This is a genomic window from Daejeonella sp. AP26 (genome assembly GCF_056680515.1).
In genome coordinates this window covers 1,359,440-1,380,371 of the sequence record NZ_CM155286.1, presented here as the reverse complement: position 1 = coordinate 1,380,371, position 20,932 = coordinate 1,359,440, and the positions used below count along the sequence as shown (strand labels likewise).

General features: G+C 41.0%; 22 protein-coding genes. 13 read left to right on the top strand and 9 right to left on the bottom strand.

The window, feature by feature from the left end:
* Window positions 1-58: 58 nt before the first annotated feature.
* Window positions 59-1,726 carry an asparagine synthase B gene (gene asnB, locus AC1MCB_RS05965; protein ID WP_479967827.1) on the top strand — a complete coding sequence of 556 codons (1,668 nt, stop codon included), beginning with the start codon at window positions 59-61 and terminating at the stop codon, window positions 1,724-1,726.
* A 47-nt stretch (window positions 1,727-1,773) separates the two neighbouring features.
* Here asnB and AC1MCB_RS05960 read toward each other — a convergent pair whose 3' ends face one another.
* From AC1MCB_RS05960 to AC1MCB_RS05940, 5 genes are all read right to left on the bottom strand, one after another.
* Complete coding sequence (locus tag AC1MCB_RS05960) at window positions 1,774-3,135, bottom strand: MATE family efflux transporter (RefSeq protein WP_479967826.1); 1,362 nt, start codon at window positions 3,133-3,135, stop codon at window positions 1,774-1,776.
* Window positions 3,136-3,194: 59 nt separating this feature from the next.
* On the bottom strand, window positions 3,195-3,653 hold the full coding sequence (locus AC1MCB_RS05955; RefSeq protein WP_479967825.1) for an RES family NAD+ phosphorylase: 459 nt from the start codon (window positions 3,651-3,653) through the stop codon (window positions 3,195-3,197).
* Entirely contained in the window at window positions 3,650-4,081 is a 432-nt protein-coding gene (gene parS / locus AC1MCB_RS05950; RefSeq protein ID WP_479967824.1) for a type II RES/Xre toxin-antitoxin system antitoxin, read from the bottom strand. Before parS ends, AC1MCB_RS05955 begins: the two co-directional genes overlap by 4 nt.
* A 71-nt stretch (window positions 4,082-4,152) precedes the next feature.
* Window positions 4,153-4,782, bottom strand: coding sequence for an AlbA family DNA-binding domain-containing protein (locus tag AC1MCB_RS05945; protein WP_479967823.1), 630 nt, complete (start codon window positions 4,780-4,782; stop codon window positions 4,153-4,155).
* A 10-nt stretch (window positions 4,783-4,792) separates the two neighbouring features.
* The gene (locus tag AC1MCB_RS05940) at window positions 4,793-5,278 is read right to left on the bottom strand and encodes a DUF4442 domain-containing protein (RefSeq protein WP_479967822.1); all 486 of its coding nucleotides are present in this window, start codon (window positions 5,276-5,278) and stop codon (window positions 4,793-4,795) included.
* Between the two features lie 159 nt (window positions 5,279-5,437).
* Between AC1MCB_RS05940 and AC1MCB_RS05935 the strand changes: the two genes are divergently transcribed.
* The 11 genes from AC1MCB_RS05935 to AC1MCB_RS05885 all read left to right on the top strand — a co-directional run bounded on the left by AC1MCB_RS05935 (window position 5,438) and on the right by AC1MCB_RS05885 (window position 15,944).
* The gene (locus AC1MCB_RS05935; RefSeq protein ID WP_479967821.1) at window positions 5,438-6,676 is read left to right on the top strand and encodes an MFS transporter; all 1,239 of its coding nucleotides are present in this window, start codon (window positions 5,438-5,440) and stop codon (window positions 6,674-6,676) included.
* A gap of 89 nt (window positions 6,677-6,765) precedes the next feature.
* A complete protein-coding gene (locus AC1MCB_RS05930) occupies window positions 6,766-6,984 on the top strand; it encodes a zinc ribbon domain-containing protein YjdM (RefSeq protein WP_479967820.1) in 219 nt (72 codons plus the stop codon).
* A 246-nt stretch (window positions 6,985-7,230) separates the two neighbouring features.
* Window positions 7,231-8,145 (top strand): oxygen-dependent coproporphyrinogen oxidase, encoded by a 915-nt coding sequence (gene hemF, locus AC1MCB_RS05925; protein WP_479967819.1) that lies wholly within the window; start codon window positions 7,231-7,233, stop codon window positions 8,143-8,145.
* Window positions 8,146-8,226: 81 nt separating this feature from the next.
* Window positions 8,227-8,631 carry a hypothetical protein gene (locus tag AC1MCB_RS05920; protein ID WP_479967818.1) on the top strand — a complete coding sequence of 135 codons (405 nt, stop codon included), beginning with the start codon at window positions 8,227-8,229 and terminating at the stop codon, window positions 8,629-8,631.
* A 107-nt stretch (window positions 8,632-8,738) separates the two neighbouring features.
* Window positions 8,739-9,116 (top strand): transposase, encoded by a 378-nt coding sequence (locus AC1MCB_RS05915; RefSeq protein WP_479967817.1) that lies wholly within the window; start codon window positions 8,739-8,741, stop codon window positions 9,114-9,116.
* Window positions 9,117-9,188: 72 nt separating this feature from the next.
* Window positions 9,189-9,542 (top strand): hypothetical protein, encoded by a 354-nt coding sequence (locus tag AC1MCB_RS05910; protein ID WP_479967816.1) that lies wholly within the window; start codon window positions 9,189-9,191, stop codon window positions 9,540-9,542.
* Window positions 9,527-10,063 carry a transposase gene (locus AC1MCB_RS05905; protein WP_479968717.1) on the top strand — a complete coding sequence of 179 codons (537 nt, stop codon included), beginning with the start codon at window positions 9,527-9,529 and terminating at the stop codon, window positions 10,061-10,063. The genes AC1MCB_RS05910 and AC1MCB_RS05905 overlap by 16 nt, the downstream gene beginning before the upstream one ends.
* Window positions 10,041-10,442, top strand: coding sequence for a transposase (locus AC1MCB_RS05900; RefSeq protein WP_479967815.1), 402 nt, complete (start codon window positions 10,041-10,043; stop codon window positions 10,440-10,442). The genes AC1MCB_RS05905 and AC1MCB_RS05900 overlap by 23 nt, the downstream gene beginning before the upstream one ends.
* A gap of 559 nt (window positions 10,443-11,001) precedes the next feature.
* A complete protein-coding gene (gene gyrA, locus AC1MCB_RS05895; RefSeq protein ID WP_479967814.1) occupies window positions 11,002-13,590 on the top strand; it encodes a DNA gyrase subunit A in 2,589 nt (862 codons plus the stop codon).
* Window positions 13,591-13,654: 64 nt separating this feature from the next.
* Window positions 13,655-14,761 carry a tetratricopeptide repeat protein gene (locus AC1MCB_RS05890; protein WP_479967813.1) on the top strand — a complete coding sequence of 369 codons (1,107 nt, stop codon included), beginning with the start codon at window positions 13,655-13,657 and terminating at the stop codon, window positions 14,759-14,761.
* 4 nt (window positions 14,762-14,765) lie between these two features.
* The gene (locus tag AC1MCB_RS05885; protein ID WP_479967812.1) at window positions 14,766-15,944 is read left to right on the top strand and encodes a tetratricopeptide repeat protein; all 1,179 of its coding nucleotides are present in this window, start codon (window positions 14,766-14,768) and stop codon (window positions 15,942-15,944) included.
* A 115-nt stretch (window positions 15,945-16,059) separates the two neighbouring features.
* On the opposite strand, the gene ku is transcribed toward AC1MCB_RS05885, so the two are convergent.
* The 3 genes from ku to AC1MCB_RS05870 form a co-directional block, all read right to left on the bottom strand.
* A complete protein-coding gene (gene ku, locus AC1MCB_RS05880; protein ID WP_479968716.1) occupies window positions 16,060-16,830 on the bottom strand; it encodes a non-homologous end joining protein Ku in 771 nt (256 codons plus the stop codon).
* A 102-nt stretch (window positions 16,831-16,932) separates the two neighbouring features.
* Window positions 16,933-17,295, bottom strand: a complete 363-nt coding sequence (locus AC1MCB_RS05875) for a response regulator (RefSeq protein WP_479967811.1) — start codon at window positions 17,293-17,295, stop codon at window positions 16,933-16,935.
* 255 nt (window positions 17,296-17,550) lie between these two features.
* The gene (locus tag AC1MCB_RS05870; RefSeq protein ID WP_479967810.1) at window positions 17,551-18,840 is read right to left on the bottom strand and encodes a DEAD/DEAH box helicase; all 1,290 of its coding nucleotides are present in this window, start codon (window positions 18,838-18,840) and stop codon (window positions 17,551-17,553) included.
* A gap of 266 nt (window positions 18,841-19,106) precedes the next feature.
* Between AC1MCB_RS05870 and AC1MCB_RS05865 the strand changes: the two genes are divergently transcribed.
* The gene (locus AC1MCB_RS05865; RefSeq protein WP_479967809.1) at window positions 19,107-19,637 is read left to right on the top strand and encodes a hypothetical protein; all 531 of its coding nucleotides are present in this window, start codon (window positions 19,107-19,109) and stop codon (window positions 19,635-19,637) included.
* A gap of 24 nt (window positions 19,638-19,661) precedes the next feature.
* Here the strand turns inward: AC1MCB_RS05865 and AC1MCB_RS05860 are convergent, their stop codons facing one another.
* Window positions 19,662-20,912, bottom strand: a complete 1,251-nt coding sequence (locus tag AC1MCB_RS05860; RefSeq protein WP_479967808.1) for a DUF2130 domain-containing protein — start codon at window positions 20,910-20,912, stop codon at window positions 19,662-19,664.
* Window positions 20,913-20,932 lie beyond the last annotated feature (20 nt).

Here is a 20,932-nt window from a genome sequence, read left to right as displayed (position 1 = left end):
GATTACGTTTGCTTGATTTCGTTAAAGAATGTGTTTTTGACAATAAATATTTGATATAATGTGTGGAATAATTGGAGTATTTGATCTGAAAAGCAAGCTTCAGGATTTACGTCCTAAAGTGTTAGAAATGGCCAAAACGGTACGTCACCGCGGACCAGATTGGTCAGGAATTTATTGTGATACCAACGTAATCCTGGCGCATGAGCGTCTCGCTATCGTTGATCCCCAATCAGGCGGCCAGCCCTTGTATAGTGAAGACCGTAATATAATACTTGCCGTTAACGGCGAAATATATAATCATATGGAGATCCGTACGGGTTTCCCGGAGTATCCTTTTCAAACTAAATCAGATTGTGAAGTTATACTTGCCTTATACAAAAGCAAGGGTGGAAAGTTTCTTGAAGACCTTAACGGAATATTTGCTTTCGCTTTATATGATAAAGAGAATGATTGCTACCTGATTGCCCGTGACCATATGGGAATTATTCCCTTATACATGGGTTGGGACAAGTTTGGCAACTTCTATGTTGCTTCCGAACTGAAAGCCCTTGAAGGTGTTTGCAGTAAGATACAAGAGTTTCTACCCGGTCATTTCATTTACAGTAAGGAAAGTCAGGAGCTTCAAAAGTGGTACAAGAGAGATTGGACTGAATACCAGAATGTAGAAGATAACGCAGCTGATATTAACGAATTGCGGAAAGCACTTGAAGAATCAGTTCACAGACAGTTAATGTCCGACGTGCCTTACGGTGTTTTACTTTCCGGTGGTCTTGACTCGTCAATCATTTCAGCCATTACAAAGAAGTTCGCTTCTAAAAGGATTGAGTCTAATGACACTCAAGCAGCATGGTATCCGCAACTGCATTCATTTGCGGTAGGACTGGTCGGTTCTCCGGATCTTGTAGCTGCCAGAAAAGTAGCAGACCATATCGGATCAGTACATCATGAAATTAACTTTTCCGTTCAGGAAGGACTGGACGCGATTAAAGATGTGATCTATCATTTGGAAACCTATGATGTGACCACCATCAGAGCCTCAACACCAATGTACCTGCTTGCGCGAGTAATTAAATCTATGGGAATAAAAATGGTTCTTTCAGGTGAGGGTGCCGATGAACTATTTGGAGGATATCTTTACTTTCACAAGGCACCTAACGCTAAAGCATTTCACGAAGAAACTGTTCGCAAACTAAGTAAGCTACATTTATATGATTGCCTGAGAGCTAATAAGTCTCTAGCTGCATGGGGAATCGAGGGCAGGGTTCCATTCCTCGATAAAGAGTTTATGGATGTAGCCATGCGCTTAAATCCCGAAGCAAAAATGGCAAAGGATGGAAAAATGGAAAAATGGATCCTGCGCAAAGCATTTGAAGATTATCTGCCCGAGAGTATCGTTTGGAGACAGAAAGAACAGTTTTCTGATGGCGTTGGCTACGGGTGGATTGACACTCTTAAAGCTACAGCCGAAACTAAAGTTAGTGATGAGGAATTAGCAAACTCTAAGTTTCGCTTTCCGATAAACCCGCCAATGTCAAAAGAAGAATATCACTACCGTACGATCTTCACGGAGCATTTCCCTTCTGATTCTGCCGCTGCCTGTGTGCCTTCTGTCAAGTCAGTAGCATGTAGCACACCAGAAGCACTTGCATGGGATGCGTCATTCCAAACAATGAACGACCCTTCTGGAAGAGCTGTTAAAAGTGTGCACAATATGGGTTATAAATAATTCAATCTATTCGAATAAAGAGAGCGGGCTTTAGAGCCCGCTCTCTTTTATGAGGACTGAAGAGCAAATCGCCGGCTTAGCCTGTCAAAACGGATGAATAGTAAACCAGCTGACACAAACAAACCAAGCGTTAAACCGTACCAGATCCCTTCGGCACCAAGGCCCAATACAATTCCTAAATAATATCCCAACGGAAGCCCTATGATCCAATAGGCCACGAAAGTGATGAAAGTAGGAATATTTACATCTCCCATCCCACGTAAAACACCGAGTCCAACTACCTGGGTTCCGTCAAATAACTGAAAAAAGCCTGCAATAATCAAAAGCTGGGCAGCAATGGCAATTACATTCTTATCTGTAGTATAAATCCACGGCAGAAACTGGTTAAATCCTATAAACAGTACGGCAGTAATCATCATAAAAGCCAGCACGATATGATAACTAGAAATTGCTGATAAGCGTAACTGTTTAAAGTTTCTACTACCAAAGCTGTTCCCTGTTTTAATGGTTGCTGCCGCCGAAATCCCGCTTGCCATCATATAAGTCATCGAAGCCAGGTTAATTGCAACCTGATGGGCTGCCTGATCAACCGCACCAATCGTTCCGATCATTATGGCGGCACCGCTAAAAGCACTCACTTCAAATGTGTATTGCATGGCAACCGGCGCCCCAATCCTCATAATGTTAATTGAGCGAAGCATATCAATGGATTTCAGGGCAAAACTGCTCAGATATCTCCTGAAGTTTTGTGACCGTAAAACGTACACCGCCATAACCACGGCCATGATACTCCGGTCGATCAAAGTACTCCAGCCAACACTTCGAATACCCATGGGCTCAATCCCGAAAAATCCTTTTACAAAAATGATCCCCAGGCAAACGTTCAAAACGTTTCCCCATATAGAAACCATCATGGCCTGTTTGGTAAAACCCAAGCCCTCAGCAAATTGCTTAAAAGTCATGAATACCATTAAGGGGATAATTGAAAATCCGAGAAGGTTAAGGTAAGGTTTGGCTTGTTTAACTACTTCCGCCGATTGGTCTAGATGGTCTATAACTGCCAAAGAACCGAAATAGACTAACACATAAAGCAGAATTCCGGATATCGCATTGATCAATAAACTGTTGGCCAGTAACTTTCCACATTCAGAAAATTGTCTTTTACCATTTTCCTGGGCTATAAGAGGGGTAAGGCCATAGGAAATACCGATTCCGATAACAAGTACAATTGTAAAAATGCTATTTACCAATGAAACAGCCGCAAGAGCGGTAGTGCCCACAAAATGCCCTATAATCACACTGTCGGCGGTATGTACCAATGTATGACCTAGTTGAAAAATCACAACGGGAACAGCCAGGTGTAAATTGCTCTGATAAAAGGGTTTATATTTTTGGTATAGCTGCTTCACAAGAATGATAAAAGGGGCGCAAATATAATGAATGAAGCGACAGTTAGCAGAAGAAGTTATTACTTAAACAGACGTTCATCGAATATAAAAGGCTCTGTCCTGAGAAGTTTGATTGTAAAGAATTCCGGATGTGCCGGATTGATCAGATAATTGGATTCGCCCGGTACTACCGCAGAGGGAACTTTTAAGATCAGCATTTTGTTGTGCTGAATAAATTGATCTCCAATTGCTTGGGTTGACGCTGAATGCGGGAAGCTTTTCCAGTCGGCAGGTAATTGATCCGGAATAATCTCCTGTATAATCGAGACCGCAGGAATTTCGATAACGCCAAGGCTGTAGTCTACCGGAACAATTCCTAACGGGGTATGAACAGCAATCTCGGTGGTGCAGAGAGCCCTTGAGTCGCCGGTATATAAGAGGGCCTTCCCCTTGCTATTCCATCGTCCACCGTAGATACTTGCCCCTTTCCCCGAAAGATCATTACAGTAATTGGTATGGCTTACCCGAAAAACGATCATGCAAGAACGCCATGTTCAATACGACCTATTTCGTCTTTTAATAACGAGATCCCGAAAGTGTTATCTAAAAGCTCTTTAGGCTTTACATTACCCAGAGCTATGTTAGTGGCATTAAGCCAGGCGTTAAACCGATTGGTATCACCAAATACCTCAACACCTTTTTTATATAGCAGGGTAATTTCAAGGATTTTTTCAGAATGAATCGGATCGAATTTCTTTTCTTCCTTTTTGTAGCGCTGCATCGTGCGCTCAGAAAGATGCAAAAATGAAGACCACTCAGAAGCGTTAAAAGGACTTTTATCTACCAGGCTCATAAAGGCCGTGAAGCTGATGCCTTGCCGCACCGTGTGTATCAGCGACATGATACTTTTATTCTCTAATGTTTGATAAGAAACAGCTGCCTCATTAAACATTGGTTTCTTTTCCATACCTAAAGATACTAAACATATATTGCAATATGGCAACAAAATTACGACATCTGTCTAGAAAGATAGTTACGCTATACAGCGGTATAAAACTCCTCTTTTTCTGTTGTATGGATTCTGATAACTCCTGACAAAACCAGGTTGACCAGTATGCGATAAGAACGACGCCGCGATAGATTTAGCATATCACTGAATTGCCTTGCGGTGATCCTTTCATGCTCATCAAGGTATTCCAGCAAGGCTTTCTCTTTAGATGAGTATTCAAGTAGCACGCCATCCCCCTTATTTTCACGCTTTAAAACGTCAACAACAATTTTGCTCGCCAAAACACTTTTGTCTTTGACCCGAATATAGACCCACCATTTTTTATCTTCACCAAGGGCATAGTGTGGCTTCATTTCACTTTCGTCAATTTCCACTACCAGCACAATCTTATCGTCGATATATACCTCTTCAAACCTCGGTTCCAAAGCAGGCTTGCTATAAAAAACAGCCGCTTTGGTGATCATATATTTCTCTTCTTCCTCTGATTTAACGCCCACAATACGGCCATCATCTGCTGCCCCAATCAGTAGTCGGCCACCTTTATTGTTAGCGTACGAAACCATTGTTTTGGCAATTTTTTCGCAGCTTGTTATTGTATTTTTAAAATCTAAGGTAGTTCCTTCACCTTCTAAAATTAGCTTCCTGATATTAGTACTCATCTTCTAAAAATTAATAAGCTACGGTCTCTTCTTCACCTTTAAAAAGATTGCGAACGTACACTTCGTTAATAACACTTGCACAGATCTCTCCATTCGCTCCTCTAATTTCCATCGGGAACGCCCTAACAAACTTACCCACCGTTTTCAGCGCCATTTCCGCTTCTAGAATATCCTCTTCAGTCAGTTCTATCTTAAAATACAAATCTGTTCTTCCAGGTTTCAAATAGTTTATTTGCGCACTTTTTAACCACACGCGTATTTTATATCCGCGGCGTATCAATACCTGGTCGAAGAGTAAAGCATAAAACGGATCTGACGCGCTGAAGATCGTTCCTCCGAAAATTGAATTATTATAATTGCTGTTTACCAGACTTTTAGAAATTTTAACTTCAACCCCTTTAAAATCTTTGTGAAATTTTTTGACCCAAATACGTTGAAAAAATAATGGAGGATAAAAGCGCATAGCCCATTTGAGCGTATTCTCGGAAAACTGCATATCGCTAAATATCCGAAACTCAAACGATCTTTAAAAGTATTCCTATAATTAATCATCCATGCTGAAAGTTGCTGATCACTTCCGGGGGTGCTTGCAAACTAACGATACCTTTCTGTTTGCCGATTTTGTTTGTAGATTAATGCCCTCAAACTTTAGCCAATGAACGCCACTTCCAATAGAAATGTTATCATACTGATCATCGTCGCTGCCCTTGGTTACTTTGTTGACATTTATGACTTGCTGCTTTTTCTGATTATCAAAAATAAAAGTTTAGCAGACCTTGGAGTTGCACCTGAAGCTATTGCTGATACTGGCTTAACGTTGATGAATTGGCAAATGGCCGGCCTACTATTGGGCGGTCTCTTATGGGGAGTACTGGGAGATAAGAAAGGACGGATCTCTGTCTTATTCGGTTCAATTATTATGTATTCACTGGCTAATATCGCCAACGGTTTTATACAGACTGTCGAAGCCTATGCTGCCTTGCGTTTTATAGCTGGTATAGGCTTAGCCGGTGAACTCGGCGCAGGTATTACCCTCGTGAGCGAAAGTATGAGTAAGGAAAAGCGCGGTTACGGAACCATGGTAGTTGCAGGAGTTGGAATTATGGGAGCGGTGGTGGCTTATTTTGTTGGCGATATCTTCAGCTGGCGGATCTCGTTTTTCGTAGGCGGCGGTTTAGGTATGTTCCTGCTTTTATTACGCATTGGCGTGTTTGAATCCGGAATGTATTCAAGGATAAAGACTCAGGCGGTGCGGAAAGGAAATATTTCGATGCTGTTTAATAGTGCTGTCCGATTTAAAAAGTACCTCTATAGTATTTTAATAGCAGTGCCGGTTTGGTTTGTTGTGGGAGTACTGGTCGCACTTGCCCCTGAATTTGGTAAAGCACTTGGGATTCAGGAAACACTGGATACCGGAAAAGGAGTGATGTTCACTTACATCGGCATTTCCTTAGGAGATTTTCTTTCTGGGGCTCTCAGCCAAATTTTTAAAAACCGTAAGAAGATTGTATTCCTGTTTCTGAGCATGACCTACGCAGGCATTTTGTTCTTCTTATTTTCCGACGGGCTATCGGCAGACGGATTCTACACACTTTGCGTGTTTTTAGGAATAGCAACCGGCTACTGGGTGGTTTTTGTAACTATGGCCTCCGAGCAGTTCGGAACTAACCTGCGTTCTACGGTTACCACTACTGCCCCTAATTTTGTGAGGGGATCTCTGATTCTTGTCACTTTGCTTTTCACCTTTTTGAGGTCGCATTTCGGAATCATAAATGCGGCCCTGGCTGTCGCGACGTTATTAGTAGCCATCGCTTACTATGCTTTATTTCAATTGGATGAAACCTACGGCAAAGATCTCGATTACGTGGAAGCCTCAGGCGAAACAGGTCTCTGACACAAGCTTTAGCAAGAGAATCTCCCGTCGACTAATACATAAAGTCTGCAGCCACGCAGAATTAAATTACTTTTGTACAAAAATTTAGAATGGAAGCGTTGATAGTGAAAGACAGTAATGGTAATATCCTCCAGGATGGAGACACCGTTTCGGTAATAAAAAGTTTGAAGGTTAAAGGATCAACCACAACTATTAAACAGGGTACAACAATTAAGAAGATTCGTCTAACCGATGACGCAGATGAGGTCGATTGTAAAGTTGATGGAATGAGTGTGGTGTTAAAGACGTGCTTTTTAAAGAAGAAATAGGCTCAAATATTTTAAAATATTCAACCCCGTCATCCTCCAGAAGCCCGTTTTCCAGGCCTTCCTTATTATACTGATCGTGTAAGTGGTATACTTAACCGTGCATTCAGATTAGATGTAACACATAAACTCGTGTGGTATGCTCACCCCCCGGATAATACGATCCGTTGAACAATTGAAAAAGAAAACATGTCATCCTTTTTACTTGGCCGCGTCTACTTATTCAGCAAAAAGTCTCATTTTTGAGGAATGATCACAAAAGAGCATGTTGCTGAAGCATACAAACTTATTCAGGATGAAATATGCCGGGGCCTTGAAATAGTGGATGGACGCGGAAAGTTTGTACAGGAACAATGGGAGAGGGAAGGCGGAGGTGGAGGCCGCACCCGCATCATGCAAAATGGCGCTATCATTGAAAAAGGAGGAGTAAATTTTTCTGCAGTGCATGGACAGCTTCCCGAGCCGATTAAAAAGGCGTTTGCTGTTCAAAGTAATGATTTTTTTGCCACAGGTTTATCTCTCGTTATGCACCCCAATCACCCATTAGTACCTATTATCCATATGAACATCAGGTATTTTGAGATGCCTGCAGCGGATACAAATGCAGAACCAATTCGCTGGTTTGGGGGTGGAATTGACCTTACTCCCCATTATGTAATCTCAGAGGATGCCCGATTTTTTCATCAGCAGCTAAAGCAAGTGTGCGACCAGTTCAATTCCGAATTCTATCATAAATTCAAGAAATGGGCTGACGATTACTTTTATATCAAACATCGCCACGAAACCAGAGGCATTGGAGGTATATTCTATGATCGGTTGACCCCCGTAACTGCGGGAGTTAACTGGGATCAGATCTTTGAATTTTCTAAAGCTTTAGGACGTTCATTTTTACCCATTTATACGGAGCTGATCAATAGAAATCGGAATAAACCGTTTACCGATATTCAAAAGCAATGGCAATATCAACGTCGAAGTAGGTATGTAGAGTTCAACCTGGTGTATGATGCAGGCACAAAATTCGGCTTAGAGACTAACGGTCGCATTGAGTCTATTCTGATGAGTTTGCCACCTCAAGCTAATTGGACATACGATTTCAAAGCCGAACCCAATAGCGAAGAAGAAAAGACATTATCATTGCTAAAAAAAGGAATAAGCTGGGCTTAACCAGGGAACTCAGCTCAGCTGTCTCTCCATAACACTACAATTATTTCAGGACAACTAATTAAATACTCAATACTACTTTCAATGAAACCTACAAAATCAACAATCGGAATATTCGGAATCTTTATCATGATGCAGGTGGCTTGTTCGTCAAACTCATTTAAAGGCACATGGCAATACGATGGCGGCATTTATAATGATAATCAACAGAAGGCTTCCCCGGATTTCAAAATGCAGCGTACCTACACCGCAAGTACTTACGAAGCCTTTGTTCTGGAAGAAGGAGCAGAGCCTGAAAAATACGGTTCTGGCCGGTACGAAATTAAAGGCGATTCGTTTTTAGTTACCAGTGAATACAGTTTACAACCATCTCAAACCGTAGGCAAAACCATCAGCTATAAATATAAGCTTGACAATGATAAGCTAACTTTAAACGGTGTGCTCCCGAGCGGCATGAAAGTGGAAGAATATTGGAAGAAAATAAAATAAAATCAATAGCACTTTCGTTCAAGTCAATCCCCTGCAGCAATTCCCTATTGTCCATTCCTGAATTTGCCTTACAGAAAGCGAACAAATTAATATCTTAAAGTTCGCAAATGGAAAAACCAAGAAAAGGAAGTAAAGCGGGCCTTCCGCCCGTATTCGATGAAAACCTCAAAATCTTGATTGCCCGGGCGTATTTAACCGGTCAATTGAGCCACGGCCAGTTAGCTAAAAAGTATGGCCTGAGCGGAGAACATACCTCGCGTTATTTTGTCAGATGGTATCAGAAATGGCTGCAGGCTCATGAGTTGGAAGCCCAGGCAGATCTGGGAGGTGTGGATGATGCTGAGCGTGAAAAGAAGCAATTGGAAAAACAACTATTCGAAGCCAATTTAAAGATCGCCGCCCTGGAAATGATGATCCTTACAGCCGAAGACACCTTGGGAATCGATATCGGAAAAAAGTCTGGTACCAAACCGTCTGTCAAATGAAGCGGATATATAATACTATCTCCGTGGAAACACTTTGCGGATTGTGGTAAATCCAGGCAGGCCTGGTATGATATGCAGGGAAGAAGGGATGAAAGCCTATTGCAGGACGAGCTGATTATAAGCTGGGTTAGAGAAATACGGACAGTTCTGCCCAGGGTAGGTGGCATCAAGTTGTTGGTCATGCTGGCAGGGCGGTTTGAAGCCCACCGGATTACTATCGGGCGCGACGGTTTCTTTTCTATTCTGAGAAAACGGGATCTTCTGATCAAAATTAAACGCAGATATGCCGTTACCACGCAGTCATTTCATCATTACAAGACCTGGACTGATCTGATCCAAAGAAGAGAGCCGTTAAAAGCCGAACAGGTCTGGGTAAGTGATATTACTTACCTGCGAACAAGTCTGGGTTTATTTATCTTTTCCTGATCACCGATGCCTTTTCAAGAAAGATTGTGGGGTATCATCTCAGCCAGAGCCTAAAGGCAAGCGGCTGCTTGATGGCATTGAACAAAGCGGTTAAGAAACGGGAATACCCTGGAAGGCCTCTCATTCATCACTCGGACCGGGGAATTCAGTATTGCTGCGATGCTTATGTCGAGTTGTTACAGAAAAACCAGATAAACATCAGTATGACCCAGTCTGGAAGTCCCTACGACAATGCGGTAGCTGAGCGCGTAAATGGAATTCTTAAAATTGAATTCGATTTATACCGGACTTTCGAATCCTACAACGCAGCAGTGGATCCGGTATGTAGAGCCATCGCAGCTTATAATAACATCAGGCCTCATTACAGTTGTGAACTGCATACCCAACAGTTAACACATAGCCGGGAATTAGAAAACACCCCAAAGTGTTTTCTGATAATTATAGGCATTATTGTAAAGTTAAAACCGTATGATCAAAAGGCATGCAAGCGGCTGCTTGATGGCATTGAACAAAGCGGTTAAGAAACGGGAATACCCTGGAAGGCCTCTCATTCATCACTCGGACCGGGGAATTCAGTATTGCTGCGATGCTTATGTCGAGTTGTTACAGAAAAACCAGATAAACATCAGTATGACCCAGTCTGGAAGTCCCTACGACAATGCGGTAGCTGAGCGCGTAAATGGAATTCTTAAAATTGAATTCGATTTATACCGGACTTTCGAATCCTACAACGCAGCAGTGGATCCGGTATGTAAAGCCATTGCAGCTTATAATAATATCAGGCCTCATTACAGTTGTAAACTGCATACCCAACAGTTAACACATAGCCGGGAATTAGAAAACACCCCCAAAGTGTTTTCTGATAATTATAGGCATTATTGTAAAGTTAAAACCGTATGATCAAAAGGCATGTAAAGTTTATTCCGTATGACTTTTATCATTGTCAAGCTTAATCCGTAAACCGTTCGCTATCTGTAAAGCTATTTCAGTATAAGACAAGCCCCCGATATTAACTGACCTGGTCGTAACTGGTTCGTACCTTGTTCGGGTCAGGCCGCCAAGTTAGCGGACTGCCCCGAACCTGCTTATACGAAAGCAAGCAAGTTCCTTCAAGCCTCTTAATTTCGATCACTACTAAAAATGGCTTTATCTCTTAAAAGTGTCGAATAAAACAAGTGGTATCGCTAGTGATTAAAACCCCCTTGATTTCCACTACTTAACCAAAGGTTAATGGCAGATTTGCGTGTTATCTCCTGTACTAGTTTATCCAGTGGCATTATGTAAATGCATTCAGTTCAATCATTGGTCATTTACAACCAAAACGAGGCCTCAAAGTGTCTTAAAACTTTTCCACAGCTTCCTAAAGCCTAGTTATTTTGCTAACTTCGCAAGTCGCTAAAACGACTATGCGATAGATATCATTTTGATCGCATAATTATTAAAAGAACTTATCCATAAAATGGCTGAAGATAACGAGATACCCAATCTAGAACCCAACGACCGAATAATTCCCATTAACATAGACGAGGAGATGAAATCTGCTTACATTGACTATTCAATGTCGGTAATCGTTTCCCGTGCATTACCAGATGTTCGCGACGGCTTGAAACCTGTTCACCGCCGTGTTCTGTACGGAATGCTTGATCTGGGCGTAACAAGCACTAAACCACATAAAAAGTCTGCACGTATTGTTGGAGACGTATTAGGTAAGTATCACCCGCATGGTGACTCTTCCGTTTACGAAGCGATGGTCCGCATGGCCCAGCCGTGGAGTTTACGTTATCCCATGGTCGATGGTCAGGGTAACTTTGGTTCGGTAGATGGAGACGGTGCAGCGGCAATGCGTTATACAGAGGCTCGTCTGAAAAAGATAGCCGAAGAAATGCTGGCCGATATCAACAAAGAGACCGTTGATTACCAGCTTAACTTTGATGATTCGTTAAAAGAACCCACCGTCTTACCTGCGCGCATCCCGAACTTATTGGTTAACGGTGCCTCGGGTATTGCCGTTGGTATGGCCACTAATATTGCTCCTCACAATTTGACTGAGGTAATTAATGGTACGGTAGCCTATATTGAGAATAATGAGATAACGATTCCGGAGCTAATGCAGTACATTAAAGCTCCAGATTTTCCCACCGGTGGTATCATTTATGGATACAGCGGGGTTCAGGATGCTTTTGAAACCGGTCGTGGCCGGGTTGTGATGCGTGCGAAAGCAGAAATTGAATCGTATGGCAGCGACAGAGAACGGATCATTGTGAACGAGATTCCATACCAGGTGAATAAGGCGAACATGATCGAACGCACTGCTGAACTGGTTAATGAGAAAAAGATAGAAGGAATTTCAGAGATCCGCGACGAATCTGACCGTGATGGTATGCGTATCGTTTACGAGATCAAGCGTGATGCAAATGCAGCTATCGTTCTAAACAACCTTTACAAGTATACCGCACTGCAAACTTCTTTCAGTGTAAACAATATTGCTCTCGTTCATGGCCGGCCAATGATGCTGACTTTGAAAGATATGCTTCGCCATTTCGTAGATCATCGTCACGAAGTAGTTATACGCCGTACAAAATTTGATCTTGCTGAAGCAGAGAAGAGGGCTCATATCTTAGAGGGTTTACTGATTGCATTGGATCACCTGGATGAAGTGATCAAATTGATTCGGGCTTCTAATAGTCCGGATGATGCTCGTATTGGATTAATGGAAAGTTTTGCGCTGTCTGACATACAGGCTCGCGCAATTTTGGATATGACTCTGCGTCGTTTAACCGGACTTGAGCGTGATAAGATCAAGGAAGAATATGCTGAGTTGATGAAAACCATTGATTATTTAAAATCCATTTTAGCAGATGAGTCTTTGAGGATGCAGATCATTAAAGATGAGCTGATTGAGATTCGTGAGAAATATGGTGACGAGCGCCGCACTTCTATTACCCACTCTGCGGAGGATATGACGATGGAAGACTTCATCGTAGATGAAGATGTGGTGATCACTATTTCGCACGAAGGTTATATAAAACGTACTGCTTTAACGGAATATCGCAAGCAGGCGCGAGGGGGCAAAGGGTCAATGGGTTCTCAGTCTCGTGATAAGGATTTTATTGAACACATGCTGGTTGCATCTAACCATAATTACATGCTGTTCTTTACTGAATCCGGACGATGTTTCTGGTTGCGGGTATTTGAGATCCCGGAAGGAACACGAACCAGTAAAGGCCGTGCTATCCAAAACGTAATAAATATACCGAAAGAGGAAAATATAAAGGCCTACATTAAAGTTGTCAACTTGAAAGATCAGGAATACCTTGAAAACAACTTTATTATTATGTGTACCAAAAAAGGTACCATCAAAAAAACATCTTTGGAGGCTTACTCACGTCCAAGGTCTAATGGTATTAACGCCATCAATATTAATGACGGCGATCAGCTACTTGAAGCTTGTATGACCAATGGCAGCAGTGAAATTGTGATGGCTTTGCGTTCAGGCAGAGCAATCCGCTTCAATGAGTCAAAAGTTAGGCCGATGGGTCGGAATGCAACAGGAGTACGGGGTGTTACTCTGGCTCATGAAAAGGACGAAGTTGTTGGAATGATCAGTGTTAACGATCCAGAGGTCACCGTTCTGGTTGTTTCAGAAAACGGTTACGGAAAGCGTACCGATATTGATGATTACCGTGTGACTAATCGTGGCGGTAAAGGTGTTAAAACCTTGAACGTTACCGATAAAACCGGTGAACTGGTATCCATTAAGGATGTTACTGATACAGATGACTTGATGATTATTAACAAGTCAGGAATTGTGATTCGTATAGGTGTTGCAGACTTAAGGGTGATGGGACGAGCAACTCAGGGTGTACGTCTGATTAGTTTTAAGGGAAGCGACTCTATCGCATCAGTTGCGAAAGTACCACACGATGACCCGGAGGAATTAGACGAAACAGAAGGATTAGATGACGGTGATGTTCCGGAAGATGAAAACTCTTCTGAAGATCAGAAGCTTAGTTCGGAAACAGAAGATCCTGAATCAGATCAGGAATAATAATTGTAAGTTATATAGCTCCTCTATTCTTTGAATAGGGGAGCTTTTTGTAATAACCCGTTTTATGAAGATTTACATTCCACTACTGTTCTTAGCGTTCAGTTTGATGTTTCCCCTTTTCGTTAAAGGGCAAAATCCCGCAAAAGAGGCGACAAATGCCTTTGCGCATTTTACGAAGACACAAGATATCATACAACTGGAAGCAGCAAGAAAAAATATTGACGAGGCATATAAAACACAAAAAGATTCTTTGTCGTTTAAGAACAACCTGATTAGGGCTATGGTTTACTCGGCACTTGCAGTAGTTGACTCTAACCGGAAATTCACCTATGTAAAAGATCCACTACTCGAAGCTTCGTATTCCCTGAATTTATTAAAAAGCGAAAAGTTTAACACAGAGTTCGAACCAGAGATCGAGTTTATTAAGAATCAATTAGCCAGAGGCTACCTGTTTGAGGCTACTACCGCGGTTATGTATTCCAACTTTGAAGAGGCAGCCATCGCGTTTACAAAGATTGATTCGCTATTGCCAGGAAATCTGAATATTACTCATAACCTGGCAATCATTTATGAAAAGTTGCGTTATCCTGAAAAGGCAATTTTATATTACAAAAAATTAATAGCTGAGAATCCTAAGCCTGCTTATTATTTCAGCCTTTCAGAGCTCTACAGTCTGGGGAGGCACCAACAGTTGGCACTCGATGCTTTACAAGAGGGGAGAGCTAAATTTCCGAAAGATAAGGATCTGGTTTTTAAGGAGCTAAACTATTTTGCTGAAAAACATGATTACGCCACAGTAGTTAATTTATTGCCAAATGCCTTAAAGATCGACGAGTACAGCATTCCGTTGAATTTTTTGGCAGGATTTTCGTACGAAATGACTGGTGATGTTTCAAAAGCTGAAGAGCATTATGAAAAAGTCTTGAATATTGATCCAAACAATTACGATGCGAATTATGCTTTAGGTTTACTTAACTTAACGTCCTACGTTAAGAAACAGGATAAAAAACAATTTATTTACGTCGCATTACAACATCTGTCAAAAGCAAATGAAATTGACCCAAATCAGGTAAAACCTTTAGAATCTCTTGCCATATTGTATCGTTATTCAGGCGACGAAGTTCAACTTCAAAAAGTGAACAATAAGATTAATCAACTTAAATTAAATTAGAATTATGAAAATTAAATCTTTCATTTTAGCATTGACGTTTGTGGGGACTTCCGCAGTGGGATTTGCTCAAAAGGGCGAGTTAAACAGTGCGAAATCGAATTACGAAAAGTATGCACAACTTAAAGATGCCAATTCAGCTGCTTTAGGGCTGGCAAACTTAAAGTCTGCCAAAGACGCTGTTGATAAAGCTGCAGCTCATGAAAAAACAATGAATGATCCATCCACATGGACATATAAAGCTTTGATTTATTCTGATCTGGCACTTCTTGATTCTGTTCCCGCTACATCCAGACCAGTACTTACTGAAGCCGCCGCTGCTTTAGCGAAAGCGAAGGAACTTGACAAGGCTGGTGCAAACAAATCAAGCCTTGATAAAGTATCGGCTAATCTGGCCCAGTATGATTTGAACTTAGGTGTGAAGGCCTACCAGGCGGGTAAGTTTGAAGATGCCTTTACTTCATTTAATAATTCGTTGAACTTCCGTCCCGGCGATACCACTATTACTTATTATGCCGGGTTATCAGCAATTAATGCAAAGAAGTATAAAGAAGGAATTCAAAAATACGAAGATCTGGTAAAAACTAATTTCTCTGGTAACAATCAAGTCTTCCTTGATCTTTCGAAGCTTTATACTATGCAGGGAGATACCGCTAAGGCTATTGCTACTGCGTCTCAAGGCGCTGCAAAATTTCCGAATGACGCAGCACTGGCTACTCAGGAGATCGAATTAAGCTTAATGGCAGGAAAGCAAAAAGAGGTGATTACCAAAATTGAAGCACAAGCTCAAAAAGATCCTAAAAACAAATTGTTACCGTTCTACCTTGGAATTGCTTACAACGCATCCAATGATAACGAGAAAGCAATTACTGCATACAAGCAAGCATTAGCTATCGATCCGGAATTCGGAGATGCGAATCTTAACATCGGCGGACTTTATCTTAATAAAGGTATTGAGTTGTATAACGCTGCAAATAAGCTTCCTCAAAACAAGCAGAAAGATTATGATGCGATGATGAAGCAGGCGAATTCGCAATTTGATAGCGCCTTTCCTTATCTTGAAAAAGCTGTATCTGTCGATCCTAAATCACGCCTGGCACTTGATAACTTGAAAACCTACTATATAATTAAGAAAAATCAAGCTAAAGTTGATGAGATAACTAAGAAGATTGCCGCTTTGCAATAAAATATAACACACTAAATGAAAAGAGGCTTGCTTCCTATTGGGAGCAAGCCTCTTTTTTAGGGTAGGTTTTTGAAGTCCCAAAAAGAGCAAAATAAATGAAGTATTCGTTTAGAAACTACGCACTCTTACCTGTATTCAAGCTTTGCATTAGCTGGTCATACAGATCATCGCTAGTTGCTTGCTGAGGCTTCATTTTCTTGATGGTCGGACGTTTACCTTTCGCTTTAGCCTTTATAATATTTAGAAGCTCAGCGGTGTATTCATCTTTAAACTGGTCTATTTTAAATTCGGAAGTATACTGGGCAATCAGAGCCAAACCAACGTCCAGTTCCTTCTTGCTTACATTGACGTCATCAGGTGTATTGATCTCTTCCGCTGAACGCAGTTCTTCAGCGAATCTGATCTTAGTCACCACAAGAACTTTATCTACAGGATGGATCACACAAAGGTTCTCAGTGCTGCGAAGGACAAATCTGGCTATTCCCGCCTGTTTTGATTCTTTCAATGCCTGAAGGAGTAGGGCATAGGCCTTTCTTCCCTGGGTCTCGGGTTCAGCAAAATAAGAAGTTTCGTAATACATTGGGTTGATGGCGGAGATGTCAACAAAATTCTCCAGCTCAATCATCTTTGTTTTTTGCGGACTGGCGTCCTGAAAATCCTGATCATCAAGAATCACATATTCCTCATCAAGGCGATAGCCTTTAACTATCTTATCATACGGAACTTCTTTCCGTGTCTTTTCGTTAATACGTTGGAATTTGATATGCTCATGATCCCGGCCGTCTAGCATATCCAGATCAATCCGGCTGCTTTGCACAGCAGAATAAAGCTTCACAGGAATATTAACAAGGCCAAATCCAATGGAACCTTTCCAAATAGAACGCATAATTACGAATTCATAGGTAACTAATAAAGCACCGTCCACCAGCGCTCAGTTAGAAAACGTTAAGAGATTAAAATAGTTTGAATACCTTAATTATCCAGTTATCTAATTAACCTTGGCAGAAGCAATTGCGTTCTCCAAATCGTTTATATCAAAAGGCTTTGCAAGATAAGAGTCAGCTCCAGCATCATGCGCAAGTAACTTGATGTCTGTATTTGCAGAAAAATAAATAACGGGAATGTTCTTGTAAACTGGATGTTGTTTGATGATACGTGTTGCGATAATACCTCCGGTATCTGGAATCCAATTATCCATTAGAATGACGTCTGGTTTCACCTCATCGACCACAGACAGGATATTGTTGCAATTATTACGAGTATGCACTTCCAGACCAATTTCTTCCAATATGAACTGGCAAATTGAAAGAATATCGGAATCATCATCACAAATCAGTATACGTTTCGGCATTTCAAATCAGATCAAGAATTATAAACATTTATTTTGAATAATACTGTAGCGGTAATCAACACATTATCAACCTGGACTTTCCTTTACCCGGATTCATTAGTCACACACAACTACTGTTCCAAAAAGAGGCTTTAGGCATTATTAGCGAAGTGAGGGCTATAGGCAAGAGAATAGAAATACTATTTAACATAATATTAATTATCAGACATGCAGAAATAGGTTAATGTGGAGGAGTTGCCTTAAGGTGCACGTAAACTATCCGTGCTTCTTTTTGCGATTCATTCTAGCCTTCTCGCGCGTAGAGAAATTAAAGTCCTTGGCATTGCTTTCTTTTTTCTCGTGAAAAGCTGCACCCGCTGTCTGAGATTCTTTAGCAGATATATTTGCTGACACTGATTTAGCCTTACTTTTATGTATAACAAGATCCTCAGGTAATTCGGTGATTATTAACTTATGGCCAACGGCTTGTTCAATTTTCTTAATCGTATTAAGTTCAATATCAGTGGAAAAAAGAATTGATCTCAATCCATCCGATTCTGCATCTACCATCACTCGATTAAGATATGTTTCTTTTTCATCCGGAATTTCTAAATGTATTAAGCTTGATATTCTGCTCACGTCAATTATCCCGGTTCCTTCATTTGCTACAATTAATGTATTGATTTCTAAATTTTCTTCAAACTCCTCAACCGAGCTAAAGCCAACCTGATCAAAGAATAGTGGGTTAAGAACAGCCGAAGTTTTCATAACTGAAGGTGTCAAGCTCTTAAAAAGCTTCTGAGCTGTTAAGCGGGTATTCACAAATACAATAGTTTTGCCCGTATGTCCGTCAGCGCTTAACATCAAATTAAGGAGATTGATTTTTGTACGAAAATCCGGCACCTGGTATAGATTCTGGTCCCGGGTTTCCAATTTGTTCGGCGATAAATTCTCAATCTCGACTATCGCTGGAAAATTCATGAAAGGATCAATCATATGATGAAGCTTCTCATGGATCACTTCAGTAAATATTAAGTGTTGACAGCGTGAAATACTTCGGGCCAGTTCCACGACAGGCAATTGCAAACCTTTTTTAATAATTAATTCAGCGTCGTCGACAATAAACATAATGATCTTATTAAGATTCAGACCAAGTTTGAGGTAGATGGCCCGAGCACGATCAGGAGTTGCGACAACTATGTCCGCACCATCAGCAAGAGCATCCATTTGAGTTTGTACAGCCTGATCCGCATGTAATGCTATAATGCGAATCGACTGATTTCTATTCAACAAGTTGAATTGATCTAATACAGCGAGTACACCTTCTTTGTCGGGCACCAGTATTAAGGCACGAGGCGCCTCTTCAACACCAAATTTTAATCGCATCAATGTGCCAAGTACATAGGCTGTAGTTTTGCCACTCCCTTCTGGTGCAGATATGATCATATCCTGGGCGCCAATTATTCTGCTCATCGTTTTTGCCTGCACTTCATACGCACTTAGGAAACCAGCTTCGGTCATCGACCGTATCAGGGGCTTACTTAACTTTAACTTATCTAATAACACAGTTCGGTCTTTAAAAATTTGAATACAAAAGTAATCATCTTCCTATTGTAACTGATGCACTATATCATAGATAAAATACAAAATTTAGCTGTAGCACCTTAAGAAAAGGATTAATTATTTTCGGGGTTTCTATAAAATAATTAACCTGTGAATCAGCAGGTTAGGAAATAAAAGATAAAAAACTTTCGTATAACACAATAAAATGGAAATTATTGTATCTAAACGCACCCTGTATGCGTACAAACTGTAAATAACACCGGACTACAATGGACTACTCAGAAGGTTTTAAATACGACGAAGTTAAAGTTTACAGCGAAAAAGGCACAAAGTACTGCACGCCGGTATGGTCTTTCCAGACTGAATTAAATGTTAAGGTTGGGACTCAGGGTATGCAAGACGATAGTGTTGACGCGTTTACGCAGTGGGCTGAAGCAAGAACTCTTCCAATGCTCTGTAGCTTCGATCTTCCTGACGGTGTATATTCAGCTTATCTCTTTAAGGTTTGTAAAAATTCTGAGAAAGTGTTCGGAATTGATATTTCTCATTATGAATATAAAGGAAAAAACCCATCTTTGAGTACAATGAAAAGGCAGTATGATGATTGTCCGTTTGATGAAATATTACCTGTACCTAAACAGGCGACTGAAATCTCTGGCGACTCAAGCACCACCTTAAAATCAGAATATTTTCATCTTGAATCATTAGAGGGAACAATTAATGAAGCAGGAATGCGCAAAACTGATTCTGTTCGCCTTTCAGATTTCGCCTTTAGTTTTCCGAAGTATCTTTACAATTGAATAAAAGGTCTGTTCTGACTGGCTTTATTCCAAAAGTAAAGCGTCATCATCGTCTTCAAGGCTAAGTTGTATAGTATCTGCTCCTGCAATTCCTTCAATAGATCCCCGAATGTGAGCTGCGTTTAACAACACCTTTTCTAATTGCTTTTCTCGTGACTTCCACAGTCTCTCCATCGTGTCACGTTCTTTTTGAATAGATAATTTCATGGACATATAACCTTCCCTGATCGCTTTCCACTGTTCAGAAAACTCGGTTCCGGTTAGGTAATCATAGAGCATATGCATTTTATCACCCCTGTTCTCCTGAAACTTGTTGGCGCCAGATAGTTTAATAATGCCGTCTCTCAATACATAGGCTACCGCTTTAACCTCATCAAAAGAACAAATCCATACGCCGTCCTTTTCTCCGAAACAATCCATGCCTTTAGGATAACATTGCGTTACGATTACGGCTACATCAACCCCGGCACTACGCATATCTTTTTTTAACTTCTCAATCCAGTCAGCAGAAAAATTGGTGGTTCGCTTACTTTCGTAAATAATCTTCCCACACTCCTGTCCAAAACTATTACGCACAACCTGAATACAATCTGCCCCCCGGACACCTTTTCCAACTTCGTCAATAATATCAAAAGGGAAAGTGTTCCTTAGCAATTCTTCCAGTATCAGCTCCTGAACCTCGCCCTGGAGTTGCATGGAGCCTTGCTCCGCTTTACGCCGCATCTCGTCTGCCAATTTCTTCTGATCATCTAGCTGTTTTTCAAGCTCCCTCATTTTAAGTTGGCTTTCTGTATCTTTCAGCTGGTGTTTTTCTAGCTCCTGCTTTTTTACTTGTTCAGCAATTAAAGCTGTCTGCTCGTTTAGTTTTCGTTGGAATTCAAGATCCCTTTCTGCTTCCTTAGTTTTAAGTTCCCGCTCTTTTTTCATGAAGTCGAGCTCCTTTTGCCTCATCAGACTAAGTTTCTCTTCTTGTTCGTGATTCGAGATCTCAAGCATCTTTAACTTGTTTTCAAAATCACTGCCAATAGTTTTACGCAGGTTTTCTTCCACCTGTTTTAGAATCTGTGTCTTTTCCTGAGCCAGTTGCTTTTCAAACTGTATAGCCTGCTGCTTTTGACGGGTATTGAAATCTTCCTCCTTTTGCTTGAACTCTTCCTCTTTTTTTTTCTGCCAGGAAACCATTTTAGTTCTTAACTGCTGTTCATATTCTTTACCAATCGCTTCCTCAAGCGGAAAAGAGTGGCCGCAACCGGGGCATTTTACTTCTGTTGACATATATCTTAAGTGGTAATTTA

What these genes read in the sequence shown, in the direction of transcription:
- AC1MCB_RS05865 (WP_479967809.1), top strand. Translation starts at nt 19,107, where the DNA reads ATGGACTACTCAGAAGGTTTTAAATACGACGAAGTTAAAGTTTACAGC.
- AC1MCB_RS05890 (WP_479967813.1), top strand. Translation starts at nt 13,655, where the DNA reads ATGAAGATTTACATTCCACTACTGTTCTTAGCGTTCAGTTTGATGTTT.
- ku (WP_479968716.1), bottom strand. Translation starts at nt 16,830, where the DNA reads ATGCGTTCTATTTGGAAAGGTTCCATTGGATTTGGCCTTGTTAATATT.
- AC1MCB_RS05955 (WP_479967825.1), bottom strand. Translation starts at nt 3,653, where the DNA reads ATGATCGTTTTTCGGGTAAGCCATACCAATTACTGTAATGATCTTTCG.
- AC1MCB_RS05885 (WP_479967812.1), top strand. Translation starts at nt 14,766, where the DNA reads ATGAAAATTAAATCTTTCATTTTAGCATTGACGTTTGTGGGGACTTCC.
- AC1MCB_RS05860 (WP_479967808.1), bottom strand. Translation starts at nt 20,912, where the DNA reads ATGTCAACAGAAGTAAAATGCCCCGGTTGCGGCCACTCTTTTCCGCTT.
- AC1MCB_RS05945 (WP_479967823.1), bottom strand. Translation starts at nt 4,782, where the DNA reads ATGAGTACTAATATCAGGAAGCTAATTTTAGAAGGTGAAGGAACTACC.
- AC1MCB_RS05900 (WP_479967815.1), top strand. Translation starts at nt 10,041, where the DNA reads ATGGCATTGAACAAAGCGGTTAAGAAACGGGAATACCCTGGAAGGCCT.
- AC1MCB_RS05875 (WP_479967811.1), bottom strand. Translation starts at nt 17,295, where the DNA reads ATGCCGAAACGTATACTGATTTGTGATGATGATTCCGATATTCTTTCA.
- AC1MCB_RS05910 (WP_479967816.1), top strand. Translation starts at nt 9,189, where the DNA reads ATGCAGGGAAGAAGGGATGAAAGCCTATTGCAGGACGAGCTGATTATA.
- AC1MCB_RS05930 (WP_479967820.1), top strand. Translation starts at nt 6,766, where the DNA reads ATGGAAGCGTTGATAGTGAAAGACAGTAATGGTAATATCCTCCAGGAT.
- parS (WP_479967824.1), bottom strand. Translation starts at nt 4,081, where the DNA reads ATGGAAAAGAAACCAATGTTTAATGAGGCAGCTGTTTCTTATCAAACA.
- AC1MCB_RS05935 (WP_479967821.1), top strand. Translation starts at nt 5,438, where the DNA reads ATGAACGCCACTTCCAATAGAAATGTTATCATACTGATCATCGTCGCT.
- asnB (WP_479967827.1), top strand. Translation starts at nt 59, where the DNA reads ATGTGTGGAATAATTGGAGTATTTGATCTGAAAAGCAAGCTTCAGGAT.
- AC1MCB_RS05940 (WP_479967822.1), bottom strand. Translation starts at nt 5,278, where the DNA reads ATGCAGTTTTCCGAGAATACGCTCAAATGGGCTATGCGCTTTTATCCT.
- AC1MCB_RS05920 (WP_479967818.1), top strand. Translation starts at nt 8,227, where the DNA reads ATGAAACCTACAAAATCAACAATCGGAATATTCGGAATCTTTATCATG.
- hemF (WP_479967819.1), top strand. Translation starts at nt 7,231, where the DNA reads ATGATCACAAAAGAGCATGTTGCTGAAGCATACAAACTTATTCAGGAT.
- gyrA (WP_479967814.1), top strand. Translation starts at nt 11,002, where the DNA reads ATGGCTGAAGATAACGAGATACCCAATCTAGAACCCAACGACCGAATA.
- AC1MCB_RS05915 (WP_479967817.1), top strand. Translation starts at nt 8,739, where the DNA reads ATGGAAAAACCAAGAAAAGGAAGTAAAGCGGGCCTTCCGCCCGTATTC.